General features: G+C 50.8%; 18 protein-coding genes. 4 read left to right on the top strand and 14 right to left on the bottom strand.

The window, feature by feature from the left end; genetic code table 11:
* Positions 1-150 precede the first annotated feature (150 nt).
* The 6 genes from glpK to fliI form a co-directional block, all read right to left on the bottom strand.
* A complete protein-coding gene (gene glpK / locus PsAD5_RS06945; RefSeq protein ID WP_063291555.1) occupies positions 151-1,650 on the bottom strand; it encodes a glycerol kinase GlpK in 1,500 nt (499 codons plus the stop codon).
* A gap of 326 nt (positions 1,651-1,976) precedes the next feature.
* Complete coding sequence (gene glpD, locus PsAD5_RS06940) at positions 1,977-3,500, bottom strand: glycerol-3-phosphate dehydrogenase (protein ID WP_063291575.1); 1,524 nt, start codon at positions 3,498-3,500, stop codon at positions 1,977-1,979.
* 307 nt (positions 3,501-3,807) lie between these two features.
* Positions 3,808-6,081 (bottom strand): mechanosensitive ion channel domain-containing protein, encoded by a 2,274-nt coding sequence (locus tag PsAD5_RS06935; RefSeq protein ID WP_063291554.1) that lies wholly within the window; start codon positions 6,079-6,081, stop codon positions 3,808-3,810.
* A 138-nt stretch (positions 6,082-6,219) separates the two neighbouring features.
* A complete protein-coding gene (locus PsAD5_RS06930) occupies positions 6,220-6,660 on the bottom strand; it encodes a paraquat-inducible protein A (protein WP_057461949.1) in 441 nt (146 codons plus the stop codon).
* 237 nt (positions 6,661-6,897) lie between these two features.
* On the bottom strand, positions 6,898-7,305 hold the full coding sequence (gene fliJ, locus PsAD5_RS06925) for a flagellar export protein FliJ (protein ID WP_057461950.1): 408 nt from the start codon (positions 7,303-7,305) through the stop codon (positions 6,898-6,900).
* 30 nt (positions 7,306-7,335) lie between these two features.
* Complete coding sequence (gene fliI, locus PsAD5_RS06920; protein ID WP_063291574.1) at positions 7,336-8,661, bottom strand: flagellar protein export ATPase FliI; 1,326 nt, start codon at positions 8,659-8,661, stop codon at positions 7,336-7,338.
* A gap of 373 nt (positions 8,662-9,034) precedes the next feature.
* Between fliI and ctrA the strand changes: the two genes are divergently transcribed.
* The 4 genes from ctrA to PsAD5_RS06900 all read left to right on the top strand — a co-directional run bounded on the left by ctrA (position 9,035) and on the right by PsAD5_RS06900 (position 12,181).
* On the top strand, positions 9,035-9,724 hold the full coding sequence (gene ctrA, locus PsAD5_RS06915) for a response regulator transcription factor CtrA (RefSeq protein ID WP_008551652.1): 690 nt from the start codon (positions 9,035-9,037) through the stop codon (positions 9,722-9,724).
* 135 nt (positions 9,725-9,859) lie between these two features.
* Positions 9,860-10,594 carry a class I SAM-dependent methyltransferase gene (locus PsAD5_RS06910; protein ID WP_063291553.1) on the top strand — a complete coding sequence of 245 codons (735 nt, stop codon included), beginning with the start codon at positions 9,860-9,862 and terminating at the stop codon, positions 10,592-10,594.
* Positions 10,595-10,748: 154 nt separating this feature from the next.
* The gene (locus PsAD5_RS06905; RefSeq protein WP_063291552.1) at positions 10,749-11,225 is read left to right on the top strand and encodes an SAM-dependent methyltransferase; all 477 of its coding nucleotides are present in this window, start codon (positions 10,749-10,751) and stop codon (positions 11,223-11,225) included.
* Positions 11,226-11,335: 110 nt separating this feature from the next.
* On the top strand, positions 11,336-12,181 hold the full coding sequence (locus tag PsAD5_RS06900; protein ID WP_084404539.1) for a DMT family transporter: 846 nt from the start codon (positions 11,336-11,338) through the stop codon (positions 12,179-12,181).
* Between the two features lie 3 nt (positions 12,182-12,184).
* Here the strand turns inward: PsAD5_RS06900 and PsAD5_RS06895 are convergent, their stop codons facing one another.
* From PsAD5_RS06895 to PsAD5_RS06860, 8 genes are all read right to left on the bottom strand, one after another.
* Positions 12,185-13,189, bottom strand: coding sequence for an MBL fold metallo-hydrolase (locus PsAD5_RS06895; protein WP_063291550.1), 1,005 nt, complete (start codon positions 13,187-13,189; stop codon positions 12,185-12,187).
* Positions 13,190-13,505: 316 nt separating this feature from the next.
* Complete coding sequence (locus PsAD5_RS06890) at positions 13,506-14,432, bottom strand: CheR family methyltransferase (protein WP_063291549.1); 927 nt, start codon at positions 14,430-14,432, stop codon at positions 13,506-13,508.
* Positions 14,429-15,685, bottom strand: coding sequence for a protein-glutamate methylesterase/protein-glutamine glutaminase (locus PsAD5_RS06885; protein ID WP_063291548.1), 1,257 nt, complete (start codon positions 15,683-15,685; stop codon positions 14,429-14,431). Before PsAD5_RS06885 ends, PsAD5_RS06890 begins: the two co-directional genes overlap by 4 nt.
* Positions 15,686-15,688: 3 nt before the next feature.
* Positions 15,689-16,054, bottom strand: coding sequence for a response regulator (locus tag PsAD5_RS06880; protein WP_057461955.1), 366 nt, complete (start codon positions 16,052-16,054; stop codon positions 15,689-15,691).
* Positions 16,055-16,085: 31 nt separating this feature from the next.
* Positions 16,086-16,583 carry a chemotaxis protein CheW gene (locus PsAD5_RS06875; RefSeq protein WP_057461956.1) on the bottom strand — a complete coding sequence of 166 codons (498 nt, stop codon included), beginning with the start codon at positions 16,581-16,583 and terminating at the stop codon, positions 16,086-16,088.
* Complete coding sequence (locus PsAD5_RS06870) at positions 16,580-19,333, bottom strand: hybrid sensor histidine kinase/response regulator (protein WP_063291547.1); 2,754 nt, start codon at positions 19,331-19,333, stop codon at positions 16,580-16,582. The genes PsAD5_RS06875 and PsAD5_RS06870 overlap by 4 nt, the downstream gene beginning before the upstream one ends.
* Before the next feature lie 149 nt (positions 19,334-19,482).
* Positions 19,483-20,139, bottom strand: a complete 657-nt coding sequence (gene chpT, locus PsAD5_RS06865; protein WP_057461958.1) for a histidine phosphotransferase ChpT — start codon at positions 20,137-20,139, stop codon at positions 19,483-19,485.
* 93 nt (positions 20,140-20,232) lie between these two features.
* Positions 20,233-20,637: a hypothetical protein gene (locus PsAD5_RS06860; RefSeq protein ID WP_208982036.1), complete on the bottom strand. Its 405-nt coding sequence runs from the start codon at positions 20,635-20,637 to the stop codon at positions 20,233-20,235.
* Positions 20,638-20,841: the final 204 nt, after the last annotated feature.

Below are 20,841 nucleotides of genomic sequence, written 5' to 3'. Positions count from 1 at the left end.
TCAATCCCTCAAAGGTCAATACTGTGATATATCTGAAAGCAAATAAATCCAGTACCACAGTGGAAAAGCAATAAATTCAGCAAGTTAATAACGCTGCGGAAAGTGTGTAACCGGCAATCCGGCACCTCCCGCAGCTTAATATCACTTAAGTCAGGAGGCCTGAGAACGGGTCCGGGAAACCGCGTCATGCCAACCGGAGAGTCGCTTCTCACGCTCGGCTGCGTCCATGTTGGGCTCAAAACGACGGTCCAGATGCCAGCGCTTGGAGAATTCTTCCATGCTCGGCCACACCCCCGCCTTCATACCAGCAAGCCACGCAACACCAAGCGCCGTGGTTTCCTGAACAACAGGGCGATCCACCGGACGACCAAGAATGTCCGCAAGGAACTGCATGGTCCAGTCAGAAGCAACCATGCCGCCATCAACGCGCAGCACGGTATCACCATTCAGCGGAGAGCCCATGTCAGAAGACTTGGAGTTGATCAGATCCACCGTCTGGTAGCCAACGCTTTCCAGTGCCGCCCGCGCAATCTCATCCTGACCAGTGGAACGGGTCATACCAAAAATCGCCGCACGCGCTTCAGGGTCCCAGTAAGGAGCACCCAAACCAACAAACGCCGGAACCAGATAAACATGGCTTTCCGGATCCGCATTTTCCGCCATCAACTGCGTCTGTGCAGCAGTCTCGATAATCTTCAGCCCATCACGCAGCCACTGCACAGCAGCACCGGCAATAAAAATGGAGCCTTCAAGCGCATAGGTCGTTTTGCCGTTAAGGCGATACGCGATCGTGGAGAGCAAACGGTTTTTGGAATAAACCAGCTCTTCACCCGTGTTCAGCAATGCAAAACAGCCAGTGCCATAAGTGGACTTCACCATGCCCTGCTTAAAGCAAGCCTGCCCAACCGTTGCCGCCTGCTGGTCGCCAGCCACGCCATAAATCGGCAGCTCGGCACCAAACAGATCAGCTGTAATTGTGCCGAAATCATCCGCACAGTCTTTCACGTCCGGCAGCAGGCTCTTCGGGATGTTCAGCAGAGCCAGCAGCTCGTCATCCCAGCGGTTCTCGCCAATGTTATAAAGAAGAGTACGGGAAGCATTGGTCGCATCTGTCACGTGAGAGGTGCCGCCAGTCAAACGCCAGATCAGCCAGGTATCCACTGTGCCAAACGCCAGTTCTCCAGCTTCCGCCCGCTCACGCACGCCCTCAACATTGTCTAAAATCCAGGCAACCTTAGTGCCGGAGAAATAAGGATCAAGCAGCAAACCAGTCTTGCTGGTGAACAGCTCCTCATGACCAGCCGCTTTCAGCGTGCTGCAGAAGGCGGAGGTTCGGCGGTCCTGCCAGACAATCGCATTGTAAACCGGCTCACCGGTCTTGCGGTCCCAGATCAGCGTTGTCTCACGCTGGTTGGTAATGCCTACCCCGATAATCTGCCCTGCAGCAAGGTCAGCGCCGGACAAAGCCTCACGGCATGTCTCAACAGTCGTCGACCAGAGGTCTTCAGGATCGTGCTCTACCCAGCCTTCATGCGGAAAGTGCTGTGGAAACTCCCGTTGCCCGACACCCACACTTTCAAAACTGTCATTGAAAACGATCGCACGCGTTGACGTCGTCCCCTGATCAATGGAGAGCACCCACCCTGTCATTTATTCCTCCCGGAAGAGGGTTCCCCTCTTCGAAAATCCAAATTGGCACCAGCTATTTTTCTGAGGCGCCGAAACAATCTACAGCGCGTTCCGCTTGATTACTCACAATCAAGCGATAAGAATTCGCTTAAGCAAACAAATTAGAGCACGGCACGTAAGTGAGAATGCACGTGATGTGCTCTAATGATGAACCTAGAATGTCACTCACCAAAATACAAAGGTCAAAACACCAAGATATAGTCCAACCTTTGTGTATACCATCCCATACAAGGCGCCATGACATAAAACAGGCTCTGCCTTTCACCAGGAAAAGCAGAGCCTGAAACTTAACCAGCCATGCGGCTCGCTTCAAAGTAGCTGGCAAGGTAATGCTCAAGCACACCTGCAGCTTCCTTCGGCAGATGCAATCCCAGCTTGGAACGCCGCCACAAAATATCGTCAGCCGTGACCGCCCATTCCTGCTCAACCAGCCAGTTCACTTCGCAGGCATAAAGATCACCACCAATATGCGCGCCCATCTCAGCAGTGGTTTTCGCATACCCGAGGATCTTCATGGCATCAGAGCCATAGGAGCGCACCAGACGATAAGCATGGTCATGCTCAAGGAACGGATAAGCTGATTTCAAAGAAGCAACCTTCGCACCAAAATCACCCGGCTCAAAGTCACCACCAGGCAAAACGCTATCTTTGGTCCAACTGTTCTTCTTGGCAGCCTGTGGCAGATAATCCGCCAGCTTCTCCAACGCATGCTCCGCCAGACGGCGGTATGTGGTGATCTTGCCACCAAACACGCTCAGTAATGGAGCCTTGCTCTCACCCTCATCCATCTCAAGAACATAATCGCGCGTCGCCGCACGCGCTTCGCTTGCACCATCATCATAAAGAGGACGCACACCGGAATAGGTTCGCACAACCATGTCCGGGGTCACTTCTTTAGAGAAGTACTCACTCACCGCGCTGCACAGATACGCAACCTCATCCTCAGAACAGGAAACCCCTGCCGGATCATCCTGATAATCAACATCTGTGGTGCCGATCAGCGTGAAGTCATCCTCATAAGGGATCGCGAAGACAATACGGCCATCCGCATTCTGGAAAATGAAGCTGCGATCATGGCCAAACATCTTCGGTACAATGATATGGCTGCCCTTCACCAGACGCACATTCGCCTGACTGTTCAGGCCAATCGCGCCTTTCAAAACGTTAGACACCCAAGGCCCAGCCGCATTCACCAGCGCTTTGGCCTGCACCAGCTCGCTCTTGCCGCTCACGCTATCGCGAATTTCAATCTCCCAACCACCAGCGTTACGGGAGGCGCGGACAACTTCAGTGTTACGGCGAATTTCAGCACCACGTGCAGCGGCATCCCGCGCGTTCAGCACAACCAGACGCGCATCATTCACCCAGCAATCAGAATACTCAAAACCGCGCGTGAAAAGAGACTTCAAGCCATCATTAAACGGAGCACTGTCCAGCGGCACAGTCTTCGTTGCTGGCAAAAGCTTACGACCACCCAGATGGTCATACATGAACAGACCAAGACGCAGGAACCACGCCGGACGCAAGCCTTTATGGTGCGGAAGAATAAAGCGAAGCGGCCAGATGATATGCGGCGCCATGTTCAAAAGAACTTCGCGTTCCTTCAAAGCTTCACGAACAAGACGGAACTCATAATATTCCAGATACCGCAATCCGCCATGGATCAGCTTGGTCGAGGCCGAAGAAGTCGCGCTTGCAAAATCAGTCTTTTCCGCCAAAAAAACTGAAAGTCCACGACCAGAGGCATCCCGAGCAATGCCGCAGCCGTTGATCCCGCCCCCTATGACAAATAGATCATAGCTCTTACTCATGGTCTTGCTCATGACTGGCCCCTCAATGTCACGGTTCTCGCCAGTGAATCCGTGATAGCACGCATATTCATTACGCCGAACCTATTCGAATATTTTCGAAAGTCAACGAAACCTATTATCATATATATGTATTAAAACGAAACTCCCATAAGCAAGAGAAAAAATCGTCTGTTTGGCTTATTTCTCTCGTCAATTTGTTTAACACTGGGCAACAACAAAAAGGCGCGTTCGTGATCAAAACGAACGCGCCTTTTTCATATGAAACCGAAACTGCGTTGTTTCGGTATCTGATTCAATTCAGATTACATCAGTTCTGACCATCCTCTTCCGAGGTATTGTCACCTTCACTGCCCGCAGCCTTGGAACCACGCCCTTTCGCCGGCGCAGCTTTCTGCTCAACCTGAGGAACCTCCTCTGGCTTGCTGTCGCCTGCCACATGGTAGGTCACTTGCGGGAATGGAATATCGATGCCGCGCTCGTCAAACACGACCTTCAGATACTCATTATAAGCCCGCCCGATTGCCCACTGGCTGCCCGGCAAGGTTTTGATGCGGGCCCGGATGTTGATGGCAGAGTCACCAAACGCCGTAACACCATGCATTTCCAACTCACCAAGGATCGCAACATTGTGCGGTGTCTCTTCCAACCGGCGGAAGGCTTCCTGCATGGCCTCTTTGGCCAATTCAATGTCCGTGTCATATCCAACACCCATAACCGAAACTGCATAAGCAAAGTCGCGGGTAGAGTTAGAAACACTCGTCACGGAAGAGAACGGAATTATGTGTGACGTACCATTGAGATCACGCAGTCTGACACTGCGAATGCTTAAGCGCTCAACGGTGCCACTAATACCGCCAACCTCAACAAAGTCCCCTTCATTCATAGCATTTTCAAGCTGAATGAAGGCCCCTGTAATCACATCCTGCACCAGCTTTTGCGAGCCAAATGAGACCGCCAGACCAACAACACCAGCACCTGCAATCAATGGCGCAATCTGAATGCCAAGCTCTGACAGTGCCAGAAGCGTGAACATCACGATCATCAGGATTGAGAGTGCATTGCTGAACAGCTGGAACAGCGTCTTGGTGCGGCTGGACACTGTCTTGCCTTCCCGCTCCAGAATGCGAAGGTCGATCCAGGACATGATCGTCAGCCAGAGAGCAAAGCCGATCAGAATAACAATAACCGCAGACATCAGGGAATTAGCAAAGGAAATCCCGTCACCCGCCCAGATCCACTGCCAGAAATTGCCAACACCCCAGACTTCCAGAACACCAATGATCACACAAAGACCTACGATAACCCGCAGCACCATGCAGACAGTCGGCAGGAAGGAGTTCAGGCGTTTTTCAAACGTCGGCAACACATGGTCCAGCGCATCGTGAAGGTCGACACCCTTACGAATAACCCGTGTCAGCAACATCATAATGCCCAGCCCAATGAAGATAACAAGCAAGGACATTGCACTGGTTCTGGCAATATAGTTGATGGCATCAAGCGGCGTACGCAGCCACGCGACCATGATCGCAAACACATAAAGCAGTGCCAATAAGTGCCAGACAAAGCCCAGCCCCTTGAAGAGCTGAACAGAAAAGTTGGCTCCGGTAAAGCTCTCAGCATACTTGCGAATGGCATGGCGCACCCGCAGGCGTGATCGGAAAATAATCGCAACAAGATAGATAAGACAGACCAGCACAACGGTGACACGCACACTGCCCGCCAACTGCGAAGAAAAGTTCACCCCAACCATAGGCACGGCCAGACGAACACCAAACCCAAGGATGCCGACAATCAGGATCAGATGTCGGGCCCAAAAAACAGCCTCCGGATCTGAGAATGGCAGCAGACGGAAGGAAGGCCTGTGCGGTGCAAACACAAACCGGATCACAACACGCGACATTTCAATCAGGAAGAAGGCATTGATGGCAAACAGCTCAACATTATTGATGCTCTGCACCGTCGGATCTGTCGAGAAAATATAGGCCGATAAATAACCGACACCAGACGCAATACCGACAAAGGCAGCATCAAAGACAGACGTCACCGCCAGCAACCCAACACGGAAGAAAAGGGAATGAGCCTCTGGCCCCTTCTCATGCCGCCGCATGTAGGCTGTTGATGCCTTATGTAAGATAATCAGGACGAGGTAAGCAGGTAGCAGCACGCGAATAATGCTGAAAATACCATCCCACAATCGCGAATGGTCCACCTTTGACTGGCCGTCCAGCAAGTCCTCATAACCGGATAACCCTGAGATGATGAGTGTGCCAAAGTCATAAAAACTCGAAACACCATCCTGCACATAAGTCCCGATCTGCGCCGCAATCGTTGCTTTGGCAGCCGGGTTTGCTGTGGCCGTGGATGCCCCGGAACCAGACGAGCCATTGGGCTGCTGCTCCTGCAAAATTTTGACAAGCGCCTCACGCCCTTTCGGGTCTTCAAGCACCTTGATCAGGGCTTGCTTGGCTTGCTGCACATCAGCCCCACCCTCAGCAGAAGTGGACGAGTTTTGAGCCTGCGCAGCACTGGCAAAACTGAGAAAGACCGCAGCAAACGCTGCGATTAGAAACCGGAAAAGCATGGATCACCCAGAATGGAAACGAGCAAAAATCAAGCGAACACTATCGCTTTACACCATAAACGAGAAGATCCAGTGAAGACAAACCGACAAAATAACCCTGCGCAATCAGAGTTTTTGACAGATGAAAGCATGCATGGGTTATCTGGCAACCCGCCCAACCATGAATGCAGCAGTCGCCGTTGAAAGGGTCGCAGCAGCGTAAAACCACAATCCCGGCAAAACCTGAGCACTGGCAAGCCCGCTTGTCTTGGCCGCAAAAATCACCAAGGCCACCAGCATCACATCCATCATGGACCATTTCCCAAGATAGCTGAGCGCCCGAAGCCACTTGCTGGATGACCGATGCAACGCGGAAATACCCAGTACGAGAATCTTCAGGGCAGGCAGAAAAACAGAAAACACAAAGACAAGCCCGGCAATTGAAACCTCACCTTCGTCATAGAGCCCACCAATCACCTGCAACAGGCTTGGCGTATCCTCCAAAAAATAAAGGCGCTCCATACTCAAGAGTGGCAATGTCAGCCCCAGACCGAACGAAAACGCGGCAAGTGGAATTAAAAACCCAAGTAAAACAGGCATAAAGGCTCCTGAAGCGTCTTCCCGAAAAGTGGACACTGCTCAGTTCTCAGCGCGAGACCTGGACGCAACAGCCTATAAATAAACATTGGTGAAATGAAAGCAACCAAGAGGTATCGCACCGCGAACAGGCGCAGTGCGATCAATAAAGGATTATGAAGAGGTTAAGACCAGTTCGGGTTATCAGAGTATCAGGTCATTCCGTCTAAGAACGAGAGACACCCTCAACCTCGGGAAGAATTAGCGACGCGCCATCCGCCCCGCAATGTCGTCCATTCCGTCTTGTTCAATCGCATCCATGGCAGCACGTTGACGCATTTGGTCACGCTCATCCATCAACTCGATCTTTTTCAACTCGGAAACAGCGTCAGTCAGCTCGTCCTGCGCTTTCTCAAGCTGAGACTTCAATTCCTCAGTCGAGTGCTTCAGGTTATCTCGGCGCTGTGCAGCCGCGCGAGCGAAAGTCGGATATGCAAAATGGCTGATATCATCAATACCAACACGCTTTTGCTCCTGAACAATCTGGTTCTCCAGATCTTCAGCCATTCGATCAAAATCACTCAACATCGTTTCAATCTGAGTCACCTGACGGCGCTTCTCATCAACATTGAACTTCTTAAGCTTCAAAAGGCCTTCACGATTCTTCATACGCAATACTCCCTTTACCGGAGAGTGAGCTTACGCCTGAGTCATTTCCAAAAGATGAGCAAGCTGGAAATATCCCTCTTCAATTGTAGTTTTTTCCCCCTTCATTTGCCCCAAATACGCTTCAAGGGCGTCATTTTTGGCAATTGCCTCATCAACAAGGGGGTCTGCACCTTCTTTATAGGCACCCAGACGGATCAGTTCTTCCATGTCCGCATAAGCAGACAACAGCTGCTTGGCACGCCGGAGAATCGGTAAGGCTTCTTCAGGCACACAACGCGGCATGGTTCGACTGACGGATTTTAGCACGTTAATAGCCGGGTAGCGACCGCGCTCTGCAATCCCACGCTCCATAACAATGTGCCCATCCAGAATACCGCGAACAGCATCGGCCACAGGCTCATTATGATTGTCGCCTTCCACCAGCACAGTAAAGAGAGCCGTCACTGCGCCTTTGCCAACAGCACCTGGTCCAGCACGCTCCAGCAATTTCGGTAATTCAGTAAAGACAGTTGGCGTATACCCTTTAGAGGTTGGAGGCTCACCAACAGAAAGACCAATCTCACGCTGCGCCATGGCAAAGCGCGTAACAGAGTCCATCATACAAAGAACATTCTTGCCCTCATCACGGAAATATTCAGAGAGAGTAAGAGTGAGATAAGCTGCTTCCCGACGCATCAAAACGCTTTCATCCGAGGTCGCAACAACAACAACAGATTTCGCCAGCCCCTCTTCGCCCAGATCATCCTCGATGAATTCCTGAACCTCACGTCCACGTTCACCAATAAGACCGATAACAGACACTTCTGTTTCCGCGTTACGCGCAAGCATGGACATAAGGACCGATTTACCCACACCAGACCCGGCAAAAATACCGAGGCGCTGCCCCTGACAACACGTTACAAAACTATTAAGGGATCTCACACCCAGGTCGATCGGGCTCCCAACACGGGCTCGTTCTGCAGCCGGAGGTGGTGAATCACGTAATTTTCTCGGGATCGAACCGAATGGTAGAGGTCCTTTTCCATCGATCGGTTCGCCTAAAGCGTTAACAACACGCCCTAGCCAGGCACTCGATGGATGGACAATACTCTCGCGTGAAATCAGCTTTGCCTTGCTACCATGACGCACACCATCGAGCTCGCCAAATGGCATACAAAGCGCTCTTCCGTCTCGAAACCCGACGACTTCAGCTTGAATTGACGCTGCGTTCTCCCCTATTTCTATTAGTAGACGCGCGCCGACGCTCATGGCGTAAACAGGCCCTGCAACTTCAATCAGAAGTCCCTTAACTGCTTCTACTCTCCCGTAAATTTCGGTTGGGAGGCATGATTCGATTTCTGCAAAAAGCGAGTCCAAAACAGATTCCCTATTAATCATTTTCGTCGTTGGTAACCGATCGTTTACGCTTCTGCTTAATGTTATTGGGGAGACTTTGAATGGCGTATAGCCCTTTCAAGGAAACGAAGCGTCTAAACATGGCTTTCAGTAGCACTTGATTCGATTGAAAGCCAACCGGTCTCAAATTGGTGAACAGGAAAGGTTACACCCTTGAATTCTAGGTTGTACCCAGAGAACTGTTCTACGTGAGAGTAAAACGCTTGCGGTAGCGATTCGAGTTCTGTTAACCATAAACTCATTCAATTGAGTCGGGTTTATAGTATTCCTTCGCAACGGTTTGTGTTTTTGGGCCGGCGCGACTGCCCAGGAAAGGCAACACGAGGGGATTAACATGCGTGTATTGTTGATCGAGGACGATAGTGCTACTGCACAAAGCATTGAACTGATGCTCAAATCCGAGAACTTTAATGTCTACACGACAGATCTCGGCGAAGAAGGCATCGACCTCGGCAAACTGTATGATTATGATATTATCATGCTGGATCTGAACCTGCCGGACATGTCCGGTTATGAGGTACTGCGCACACTGCGAGTATCCAAGGTGAAGACACCTATTCTTATTCTGTCCGGTTTGGCTGGCATTGAAGACAAGGTCCGTGGCCTTGGGTTCGGCGCTGACGATTATATGACAAAGCCATTCCACAAGGACGAGCTGATTGCACGTATTCATGCAATTGTGCGTCGTTCTAAAGGTCATGCCCAGTCTGTTATTGTTACCGGCGACCTCACTGTAAACCTCGACACCAAAACTGTCGAAGTTGCAGGTCAGCGCGTACATCTGACTGGTAAAGAATATCAGATGCTAGAGCTTCTTTCCCTTCGTAAGGGCACAACCCTCACTAAGGAAATGTTCCTCAACCACCTCTACGGTGGTATGGACGAACCAGAGCTCAAAATTATCGATGTGTTTATTTGTAAGCTGCGCAAGAAGCTCGCTTCCGCAACAGCTGGCAAAAACTACATCGAAACAGTATGGGGCCGCGGATACGTTCTGCGCGAACCAGAAGAGAAAGCAGCTTAATAGCTTTATCAGCTGACTTTCAGAGAGTTTCAGTAGAAGCCCCCTTACAACCCTGATTGTAAGGGGGTTTTTTATGTGCGCTCCCCTTCGCATTATGCATCGGCAACACTTCCACTGTTTCAAGGAACAAGCCAGATGCAACCGTATGACGAAGGTTTCTACGACAACCAACAGGATGGCTCGCTGGCTTCAGCTAAGGAAATCCTTCCCATCGTCTTCCAACATCTGTCGTCAGAGAGCGTCATAGATTTTGGATGCGGTACTGGCAGCTGGCTTCTGGCAGCTACACAACTCGGTGCAAAAGAAATCCTCGGTTTGGACGGCGCATGGGTACCTCAACCTTCCCTCCGCATACCCTCGGAAAACTTTGTTCAGGTTAATCTGGAAAAGCCGGAGAGCATTCAAACAAAAAGACATTTTGACTTGGCCATGAGCCTTGAAGTGCTTGAACATCTGTCAAGCTCTGCAGCGCATACAGTCCTGGAGAAGATGACTGAAAGCGCAGACAATGTCTTGCTTTCCGTTGCCGTCCCAGAGCAAGGCGGTATCCATCATATCAACGAGCAACGGCAAAGCTATTGGGCGAAACTGATGGAGGAGAAAGGATTTTTCCCGATAGATATTGTCAGACCAGCGATATGGAACAACCCTAATGTGAGCGTCTGGTACAAGCAGAACGTCCTGCTGTACTCCAAAACCAATCATAAAGCGGCACAATCGACTTCCCCGCTCCCCCTCGATATCATTCACCCCGATCTTTACGAGAATACCGTCGCAGACCTAAGAGGCCGCGTAACAAAACTCAGATCAAAGCAGATCAAGAACAGGATCCGCCGAGCACTCGGAATGAAACCAAAACTCCCGCATTAACCCGAAAGAAGACACCCTTCTGATTCTTCTGTAACCATCTGAATTCAAAAGCACTTCCTCCTCAATTCAACCAAAGCTTGCACTTTCATGAAAGTAAGCGGAGGGTAGGTTCATCAAGCTTGATGACTTCCGAAACACATATGAGGATACGAAGATGCAATCTCTTGCAGACCTGAGATCTATCGGGATCATCACAGCAAACAACGGGCAGTTCCAACTCAATATCCACCCAGAGTACACGCCAGCCCTTCTGCACCTGTCAGACTTTAGCCACGCACTCATCCTGTGGTGGGCAGATCAGGCAGCAACAGTACAAGACCGGAGCACTCTGCAGTTCCCAGCTCCATATGCCAAAACAAATCATGAGATCGGCACGTTTGCGTCAAGGTCCCCTGCCCGTCCGAACCCAATCGGCCTCTCTTCGGTTTCGCTTCTAAACGTGGATGAGCAAAATGGTCTCATCACTGTCCCTTACATTGACGCAGCACCCGGCACACCGCTGCTGGACATAAAGCCCTACTTCCCTGCCTCAGACAGAGTAGAAACCAGTCATGGACCAAACTGGTGCAAACACTGGCCGCAATCCTATGAGGCATCAGCCGACTTCAACTGGGCAGCTGAGTTCACATAGTAAAGCCAACTGTTAGCCTCTGCGGTCTTAGTGGAGGCTAACAGGTAAAACACCTTCAATAACGCCTAAGTGTATTGCCCATGGGCTGTCTTTGTTGCCATGGTGCGGCCATGAGGCTTTTTATTCTTACATCTATTGTCATGGTCGCATTTGCCGCCAACTCAGTTCTGAATCGTCTGGCATTGGCAGACGGAGAGATTGGTCCATCTGCATTTGCCAGTATTCGCATTGTCGCTGGCGCACTCATGCTTCTGGCACTCATCTTCTTTCGAGGCGGCAACAAGCTCTCATTCTCAAAGCCCAGCGTCACAGCAGTCCTTGCGCTGTGTGCCTACATTCTTGGCTTCTCGCATGCTTACATCTCCCTTGATGCTGGCTTCGGTGCGCTTTTGCTCTTCGGCGCTGTACAAATCACCATGTTCATCGGTGCATTCATTCAGCGCGAAAACCTGACACTCCAGAAGTGGATCGGCGCAGCACTCGCATTCTCTGGCCTCGTTTACCTTCTTTCCCCGTCAAACGCAGGCATAGACCCGCTCGGAGCAGGATTGATGACAATTGCCGCCATCGGCTGGGGGATTTATTCCATCATCGGCAGAGGCGCAGCAAACCCGCTCAAAGACACAGGAATGAACTTTCTCTACGGTGTGCCAATCATCTCATTGGCACTGCTTCTGTTTCCGGACACAACCACCATCACAGCTTCAGGCGTTCTCCTCGCCATCATCTCCGGTGCTATAACCTCTGGACTTGGCTACGCTCTCTGGTACGCAATCATTCCACAATTACAGACAAGCACGGCAGCAGTTGCTCAGCTCACCGTGCCAATCATCGCAACAGCCGGTGGAATTGTTTTCCTTGCAGAAGCCATCGATAGCCGCTTCATCATCGCCACCACATTGGTGCTCTGCGGTGTTGGGATTTCCGCCTACCGGAGAAAACCCAACACACCCTGACAATCACTCAGGCCTGTTCTGCTCATCCTCATGGCCAAGCTGTAGCTGATAAGTTGCAGGGACAAATCGGAAGCCCTCTCCCACGGCTTCAACAAAGCCCATGGCAGGGAACGGCATGTGGTAACCAATAAACGGAATGCGTTCTTCCGCAATCATCCCAAAGATACGCCGACGCGTTTCCGCCGCGCGCGCTTTATCGATGTCAAACACAACACGCCAATCAGGATAGGTCAGTGACCATACAAAGTGGTTGGCTGTATCAGCCGTGAGCATCAGCTTGCGTCCATTGGCTTCAACCAAATACGCCATATGCCCGGGTGTATGGCCATAAGCCTCAACGGCAGTGATACCGGGAACAACTTCTCTGCCCGGATCAATAAAGTCGAATTTATCTTTGAGAGGCAGCACATTTTCAGCAAAAACGCGAGCGCTTCCATTAGCGGCTGGACCGAGCTTTTCCCAGTAGTTGAACTCAATCGGGCTCGTGACATACTTCGCATTTGCAAAAGTTGGGACACCGTTTTGCATCAACCCGCCCGTATGGTCCGCATGCATGTGCGTCAGCACAACCACATCAATATCAGCTGGCCGGATGCCTGCTGTCGCAAGCGCCTTCAGTAAATTCCCACTTTGCGGCTGAGAAAGAACGCCTCGTCCAGTATCAAACAAAATGAGTTTATCGCCTGTATTCACCAGAACCGGTGTGAAGAAACCTCGGAATTTGTTGGAGGAGATGAAGTGATCCTGACTCGCTTTTTCAAACACCTCACTCGTCTGCTCCATACCAAACGTATCCTGCGGGTGCTCAGCAATAAAGGTGCCATCAAGCAAAGCGTAGACCTTGAACTCACCAAGCTGAAATTCAGTTGCTGGCGCACGCTGATTGGAGCTTTCTATCGGAGTTTCTGCAGCTGCCTCCAAACTCCGCATCCCTGTGGCAAGCAATCCACCAGCACCCAGAGCAAGGGCACCTCGTCGGCTTAATTTCAAGAAATCACGAGAACTCATCACTCACACTCCATTAGCCTGACACACCACAAACAAAGGTGGTCAACAGTCACAAACTATCGGGAAACTCTAAGTATCGTTTGGAGAAATTTACTCGCATTGAACTTGAATTGCGACTGACGACAACCAGCCAAATAGTAAATCTTCGTTCAAAAAAATGAGAGAGTCAGCTCGTACTTCCGAAAAACGGCTCCGGTTTTCGGATGAGAATACGCATAAAAATAACGAGTGAGAGCTTGGGGCTTGAATGTATATGAACGCAACAAAGCCTAAAGAAAAGGCCAGCAAATCTGCTGGCCTGTTTCGTTTTGTATCCCTAAAACCGGGAACCACTTGCTAAGGCCTGAATGGTGGGCCGCGTTTTGGAAGGTGTGGCCGAAGGCTTCGCCGTAGAGCGTGAGAAGCTGGAAGAACCAGCCGGACGGCTTGCAGCCTGCTTTTTGCGGTATACACCACGCAGATTTGGATAGGGCTCAAAGCCATCCGTCAAACCAACCACAGTTTCCGCAGCACCAAGCACGAGGAAACCATCATCCGGCAACTGCCGATAGATGCGGTTGAGCACATCAATCTTCGTTTGCTGATCGAAGTAGATCAGCACGTTACGGCAGAAGACAACGTCAAACTCACCAAGGTGGCTGAAGTTTTCCAGCAAATTCAGCTTACGCCACTGCACCATAGCCCGGATTTCCGGAGCCATCTGCCACAGTTCGCCCTGCTGCGAGAAGTACTTCAACAGCATCTGAATAGGCAGACCACGCTGGACCTCGAACTGGCTGTAGATACCAGTACGGGCTTTTTCCAGCACTTCAGTGGAAATGTCAGTTCCCAGAATCTCGAAACGGAATGTACCGATCTTGGCCTTGTCTTCTTTCAGATACATGCTGAGAGAATAAGGTTCCTGACCCGTAGACGCCGCCGCACACCAGATGCGCGCACTCCGGCGTGTTTTGCGTGCCTCAAGCAAATGAGGAAGCATCACATTCCGGAAGTTCTCGAAAGGGCTCTTGTCACGGAAGAAGAATGACTCATTGGTTGTCATAGCTTCAACCACATCATTCTGCATAGACATGGAGCCCGGCTTGCTGATCGCAAGAATAAGCTCACTCAGTCCATTCAGGTTGTGACGTCGAGCAACTGGCATCAGTCGGCTTTCGACCAGATACTGCTTTTCATCGGAAAGAACGAGGCCGCTACGGGATTTCAGAAATTTCTTCAAGAAATCATATTCAGAAGTCATCATCGCGCGGCTCCTTTTAAGATACGCTTGACATGTGCACCAATCTGATCGAGAGGCACGATACCGCTGCAGTTCCCAGTACGGGCAGCAGCACCTGGCATCCCCCAGACAACACTGGAGGCCTCATCCTGCGCGATGACGCTACCGCCTTTACCAGCAATGACATTGACGCCACTTGCGCCATCACTACCCATGCCGGTTAAAACGAGTGCCAAACACGCGGTACCGAAAACTTCGGCTGCACTTTCAAAAAGTGGATCCACAGATGGCTTACAGAAATTGACGGGAGCTCCGTCTTCGAGCAACGAAACCGCCTGCCCGTTCTGCTTGCCGATTTTCAAATGAATTCCGCCTGGAGCGATATAAACGTGCCCAGGTTTCAATACATCCATGTGCTCAGCTTCTTTTGAAGGAAGCTGAAGTTGTTTATGTAAATGCTCTGCCAGAATTGTCGTGAACGTACGCGGCATGTGCTGCGTAATCACAACTGGCACCTTCAGCAAACCATCGCGCGCATCTGTCAGCACACGCTGGAGCGCTTGTGGCCCTCCGGTAGAGCTGCCGATCACAAGAGCCCGCGGCACAACCGAAGAATACGGCTTGAGCGTTATCTCCTGCTTTCCAGCAGCATTTACCCCTGTCCCGCGAGGACGTCGCAACGCGGCGCGCGCTTCAGTTCTCTCAGTAAGGGCATCATTCCGTTTTTTGTGCGGATCATTGACGATCTCAGCACGCATTCTGCGAACAGGTTCTGCTGTCGTTCTGGTTCGCTTAACGCGCTTCCCACCGCGCCCAAGCAACCGCAATTTTTCCAGCAATTCTCTCTGAAACTCAACTGCACCAGCCGTTTGGCCAGTCGTTTCAGGCTTGGCGACATAATCGGTGGCACCAAGAGAAAGAGCCTTCAAACTCACTTCAGCATTCCGTCGCGTCAGCGTGGACGCCATCACAATGATAAGATCGCGTTTTTTCTCAAGAAGTTTAGGAAGAGCTGTCAGGCCATCCATCACGGGCATTTCAACATCCAGCACAACCACATCAGGGTTGCTGCGCTCAATGTCTTTTACAGCCAATTCGCCATTACGATGGGTTGCAGCAACTTCCAGCTCAGGATCAGCTTCAATCCACCTGCTGAAAAGCCCACGAATAACAACGGAATCGTCTACGACCATGACCCGGATAGGTGCCATCTGACCAGATCTCTCTGACTTCGGCTCCTCAACTTTTGCATACATGCCCAGCCGGCCCATATCCATTACTTAGACCAATCCAACTTCCTGAAATTTCGCTGAAAGAATCTCCCGATCAAACGGTTTCATAATGTATTCGTTCGCACCAGCCCGGATAGCCTTGGTGATATGAGCAACGTCGTTCTCTGTCGTACAGAAAACAACAATTGGGTCTTCCCCACCGTCTTCCTCACGAAGCTTGGCCAAAAACTCCAGCCCGTCCATGACAGGCATATTCCAGTCCAACAGAACCGCATCCGGCATTGACGCTTTACAAGCATCAAGTGCCTTCTGTCCGTCCTCGGCCTCGGTGATTTCAAATCCAATGTCCTCCAGAATGCGGCGGGCCACTTTGCGGATTACGCTGGAATCGTCAACAACCAGACACTTTTTCATTAAATCGGCTCTCTCGCTTCGAAGGTATGCTTTACGCAGCTTTAGGTTCAATCAGGGAGCTGAGCAGACGGTCCACGTCAAGAACCACCATCAATCGCCCGTCCAGACGATGAACCCCGCCAGAAATTTCGGCCCAACGGAAATCAAGGTTGGATGGGTTTGCTTCCATCTCGTTTCTTGGCAAGTTGAGTACCTCTCCTACGGCATCAATAACAAGGCCATAGGACTCCCCTTTGTACTCAATACCAACAGCCATCATGCCTTGGTCAGCATCATTTGGCTTGAGATGAAGCTTACGACGCATATTGATAGCAGTCACAATGCGTCCACGCAGGTTCAACACCCCTTCCACTTCAGGCGGAGCCAAAGGAACCTGCGTTACTTTTTCAGGCACAAAAACATCATGCACCTGCGAAATTGGCAGACCGAACAACTGGCTGCCAATCACAACAGTCACATACTGGATGTGATCGGCACTGCCCTGACGGTTGTCATCACCGTCGACTGTGGTGAGTTTATGAGCGGTCATGCTGCAACCCCGAATTCATTGGTCAAAACATCTTTGAGCGCTGCCAACAGACCCGGACGGTCAAACTTGGCCACATAGTCATCGAACCCGGCCTGACGGCCTTTTTCGATAGAAGCCGGTGTCACAACAGCAGAAAGCGCGATGATTGGCATATGACGGAAGCGGGTATCACGACGCAGGCTCTCACAGAACTCATAGCCACTGATGTCCGGCATTTCGATATCAGTCACAATCGCAGCAAAGTCGGTGCCTTTTTCCATCAACTCGTAGCCACTTTGGGCACTGGAGCAAACAGTAACATCGTAACCAGCAGCTTTCAGAACAGGTGTCAGCATGTTGCGGAAGAAGGCACTGTCATCGAGGAAGAGAAGTTTTCTCACCTTTGTGGTCGTATCAATTTCCTTGCGCATGAACCAGTCATCAAAGGCCAATGGCAGGTAATGGCCAAGGTCAATAACTTCAGTTGCACGCTCGCGAATGATTGCAGAACCAAGTACACCCTGACGCTCAGATACCACTTCGATTGTCATCCGGTCTTCAACAATGTCTACGATCTGATCAACAACCAGACCCATTGAACGACCATTGTCAGAGAACACCAGCATCGGCTGAGTTCCCTCAGACTTATGACGATCACCCTCATTTACGTAGACCAACGGCATCAGCGAACCACGGTACTGCACCAGATCACGGCCATTGGAGTGTTCGATCTTGTTAACATCGAATTCTTCAAGGCGTGTCACCAGCGACAGCGGCACAGCTTTCGGCTCTTCAGAACCAGCACGGAACAGCAGCAGTGAAATTGGAGCATCAGCGTCAATCACATGAGCTTCCGCGTTTTCGTACTCATCTTCAGCTGTATCGGTCAGAGTACCGGAAGCATGGCTTGCCATTGCACTTGCAACACCGTTCGGATCAATGATCATGATCACAGAACCATCACCGAGAATGGTGTTACCGGAGAACATGTTGATGTTGCGGAGCATGGAAGACATAGGCTTCACAACAATCTCTTCAGTGTGGAACACACCATCAACAACAACACCGAAGGACTGACTGCCAACCTGCATCACAACGATAAAGCCGTTGTCTTCATCAAGGTCAGCCTCTTCAGTCTGACCAAGCAGTTCCGACATATGCACCAGTGGCAACAGCTTACTGCGCAGGCGCAGGACAGGCCGATCTTTAAGCCGCTCAATGCGATGTTCAGAGTTGGACTGAACACGAACCAGTTCAACAACAGACAGCTGTGGGATCGCATAACGGTCACCACCAGCTTCCACGATCAGTGTGGAGACGATGGCAAGTGTCAGCGGGATCTTGATGATGAAGCTGGAACCGCGACCTGGTGTCGAGCGCAGATCAATAGAGCCACCAATCAGCTCAACGTTGTTGCGCACAACATCCATACCAACGCCACGACCAGACACGCTGGTCACGTTGGTAGCGGTAGAGAAGCCAGCAGCAAAGATGAACTTGTAGATCTGATGATCTACCATCTTTTCAAGTTCAGCTTCGGTGGTCACGCCATTCTTAAGCGCTTTTTCCTTGATCTTCTCAAGGTTTAGACCACGACCATCATCCTTCACTTCGATGATGATATGTCCGCCTTCATGATAAGCAGAAAGGGTGATGTTACCCTTCTCAGGCTTACCAGCAGCCACACGATCTGCAGGATCTTCCAGACCGTGGTCGGCAGAGTTGCGGATCATATGTGTCAGCGGATCTTTGATGAGTTCCAGAACCTGACGATCAAGCTCTGTTTCCGCACCAATCATCTCAAGACCGATAGGCTTATCGAGTTCCTGAGAGAGATCGCGAACAATACGTGGAAGCTTCTGCCATGCATTCCCAATTGGCTGCATGCGGGTCTTCATGACCCCTTCCTGCAACTCACCGGTAACGTTGGACAGACGCTGAAGTGGAACTTTGAATTCGCTGTCTTCATGACGACGAACAATTTCCAGAAGCTGGTTGCGTGTCAGCACCAGTTCAGAAACCATCGTCATCAGGTGTTCCAAAGTCTCAACATTCACACGAATGGACTGGTTGGAAACACCCTGACTGGATGCCTTACCCTTCGCGCTTGGGTTCTTCGGCTTGGCAACTTCTTTCTGAGAAGTCTTCGCTTCCGAAAAATTAGGAGCAGCAGCGCCAACTGGCTCGCCATCTTCCTCAGTTTCTTCTTCAACTGCAGGCAGCTCAATCTCAACTTCAGCTTCCTGGAAAGCACGCTCAAGATCATCAAGAGAAACTTCACCAGGACGCAGAGGCCGCTCCAGCACCTGATAGATGTCGGTACCAACTTCTTCCTCAGCAGCTTTTTCTTCCGCCATCGCTGCCGCCATTTCGTCAGCCATGTCGTCATTGTCAGCGCTTAAGGAAAGGCGTTCCAGCTCATCAATCAAATCACGGTCCGTGCCATCAGGCTCAGCACCGTTAGCAGCCTCAAGATCCGCAAGAATATCCTTAATGCGATCAATAGAAGCGAGGACAAGTGTTACCGCTTCGTGTGTCACAGGAACACCGTCGCGGAACTTGCCCATCAGGGTTTCAGCAGCATGAGCAATCGCTTCCAGACGCGGCAGGCCCAAGAACCCACAGGTGCCTTTGATTGTATGCACTAACCTGAAAATGTTATTTAGAATGGTGGCGTTATTCGGCTCTTGCTCGAACTTCACCAACTCAACATCTACAACATCCAGGCTTTCATTGGTCTCAGTGAGAAACTCTCTGAGAAGATCGTCCATGGCCCGCACCCACTCAATGCTTAGGGGAGCCTCAAAAACCGAGACTCCTAAATTTCACTAAGGTTGAGTGTTAAGCGAAACGGTTAACATAGGTTGAAAGATTGTAAGATTCATCCAACCTACAATAACTGGTTGTTTTTGACAGAGGATCAGACAGACTCTGAAACTTGAGTATTTGCCTTGCATATGACGGCATCACCGTCTTTCAGGAGCTCGATATTTAGACCCGCTTCACCTGCCAACAAAACCGCATAGATCGGTTGAACAGTGTGGGCATCAATGCGTTCTGGCTCCTGACCGGAAAGAATCTCACTTACAACCTGAGGGATTCGCGCATTCGTTCCTTCAGCTTTAAGGAGAAAGTTCGGAGCACCCTCATCCCCTTCCATACTGATGGTAATGGTACCACCCCGTGGAACACACTGATTCATGAGCAGCAGCAGGTTCAAAATCAGTTTGACCTGATTCTTAGGCAGAAGCAGGCGTGGCATGGTCCACTCCAGATTCGCCTTTTCATTGCTCATGTATCCAGTCGCTACTTCTTGCGCATCGCCCAGATCAATTGAAGCACCGGCAGATCCGGCAGCGCCAAAAGCAAGACGGGCAAACTGAAGTTTTGCAGAAGCCTGACGCGCTGACTTGCGGATGAGATCCATCGCAAAGTCTGCCATGTCCTCATTGCCTTCTTCATCCAGCACTTCCAGACCGTTCGTGATCGCCCCGACTGGTGAAATGATGTCGTGGCACACACGGCTTGCGACGAGTGCGGCAAGATCAAGAGATGACAAATCTTTAAATACTGACATAACCGCTCCAGAACTTTGGCCAATAGGCCCTATGATTGATTCGAGATGTGGCGAAAAAGGTACAATCCTGCTGGTTTAATTCCAAGCTGGACATCATTGATATGGACCGCATTTTACATCGCGTGCACGACTTTGTGCCTTCGCGAGCAAACTCTCTGGTGCTGTCAGAAACAAAGCCCGGTGTTCACGGCTCTGAAACAGCAATAGTCGCTGGTTATAAACAAGGTAGATTTTCGCCAATCCCTCAGCTCGGTAGCCTTGCGCAAGTGAGAGTGCGTCGCATCCCTGAAATAATGGGGCATAGACCTCCGGAGCATGCCGAAAAGCGTCTCGGTTGCCCTCATTGGAAAATGCCCAAACCCGTCCACCCCAGGACAGCGTCAGGTCTTCACGCCCCTTTTCAGGAGTTTCCGAGACCTGATAGGTCACTGGATCACACATGGAGAGTGTGTAGGTGAACCGCTCTTGCGCACCTGCAAAAACTGAGGCAGCACACAAAAAAACGATAGAACTCCATAGAATTTTGCCCGTTCGCGCAAATTTTCTGTAGAAAACCTCAGAAATCATGGGAATGTCCATCCAGAGTCCGAATCACCTGCATTAACTAAACGAGCAAGTTCGACAACTGATACAAAATTCATGACTGCAGGCCAACGGGATGTACATCATTTACCCAGCTATACCATGATTAACCACTAGGTA

It is taken from the genome of Pseudovibrio sp. Ad5 (genome assembly GCF_001623095.1).
Taxonomy (GTDB): domain Bacteria; phylum Pseudomonadota; class Alphaproteobacteria; order Rhizobiales; family Stappiaceae; genus Pseudovibrio.
This window is presented reverse-complemented; position numbering and strand designations above follow the sequence as displayed.

What these genes read in the sequence shown, in the direction of transcription:
- PsAD5_RS06880 (WP_057461955.1), bottom strand. Translation starts at nt 16,054, where the DNA reads ATGAAAAAGTGTCTGGTTGTTGACGATTCCAGCGTAATCCGCAAAGTG.
- fliJ (WP_057461950.1), bottom strand. Translation starts at nt 7,305, where the DNA reads ATGAAGAATCGTGAAGGCCTTTTGAAGCTTAAGAAGTTCAATGTTGAT.
- PsAD5_RS06930 (WP_057461949.1), bottom strand. Translation starts at nt 6,660, where the DNA reads ATGCCTGTTTTACTTGGGTTTTTAATTCCACTTGCCGCGTTTTCGTTC.
- PsAD5_RS06910 (WP_063291553.1), top strand. Translation starts at nt 9,860, where the DNA reads ATGCAACCGTATGACGAAGGTTTCTACGACAACCAACAGGATGGCTCG.
- PsAD5_RS06900 (WP_084404539.1), top strand. Translation starts at nt 11,336, where the DNA reads ATGAGGCTTTTTATTCTTACATCTATTGTCATGGTCGCATTTGCCGCC.
- chpT (WP_057461958.1), bottom strand. Translation starts at nt 20,139, where the DNA reads ATGTCAGTATTTAAAGATTTGTCATCTCTTGATCTTGCCGCACTCGTC.
- PsAD5_RS06875 (WP_057461956.1), bottom strand. Translation starts at nt 16,583, where the DNA reads ATGACCGCTCATAAACTCACCACAGTCGACGGTGATGACAACCGTCAG.
- glpD (WP_063291575.1), bottom strand. Translation starts at nt 3,500, where the DNA reads ATGAGTAAGAGCTATGATCTATTTGTCATAGGGGGCGGGATCAACGGC.
- PsAD5_RS06890 (WP_063291549.1), bottom strand. Translation starts at nt 14,432, where the DNA reads ATGATGACTTCTGAATATGATTTCTTGAAGAAATTTCTGAAATCCCGT.
- PsAD5_RS06885 (WP_063291548.1), bottom strand. Translation starts at nt 15,685, where the DNA reads ATGGATATGGGCCGGCTGGGCATGTATGCAAAAGTTGAGGAGCCGAAG.
- PsAD5_RS06935 (WP_063291554.1), bottom strand. Translation starts at nt 6,081, where the DNA reads ATGCTTTTCCGGTTTCTAATCGCAGCGTTTGCTGCGGTCTTTCTCAGT.
- PsAD5_RS06895 (WP_063291550.1), bottom strand. Translation starts at nt 13,189, where the DNA reads ATGAGTTCTCGTGATTTCTTGAAATTAAGCCGACGAGGTGCCCTTGCT.
- PsAD5_RS06905 (WP_063291552.1), top strand. Translation starts at nt 10,749, where the DNA reads ATGCAATCTCTTGCAGACCTGAGATCTATCGGGATCATCACAGCAAAC.
- PsAD5_RS06870 (WP_063291547.1), bottom strand. Translation starts at nt 19,333, where the DNA reads ATGGACGATCTTCTCAGAGAGTTTCTCACTGAGACCAATGAAAGCCTG.
- ctrA (WP_008551652.1), top strand. Translation starts at nt 9,035, where the DNA reads ATGCGTGTATTGTTGATCGAGGACGATAGTGCTACTGCACAAAGCATT.
- glpK (WP_063291555.1), bottom strand. Translation starts at nt 1,650, where the DNA reads ATGACAGGGTGGGTGCTCTCCATTGATCAGGGGACGACGTCAACGCGT.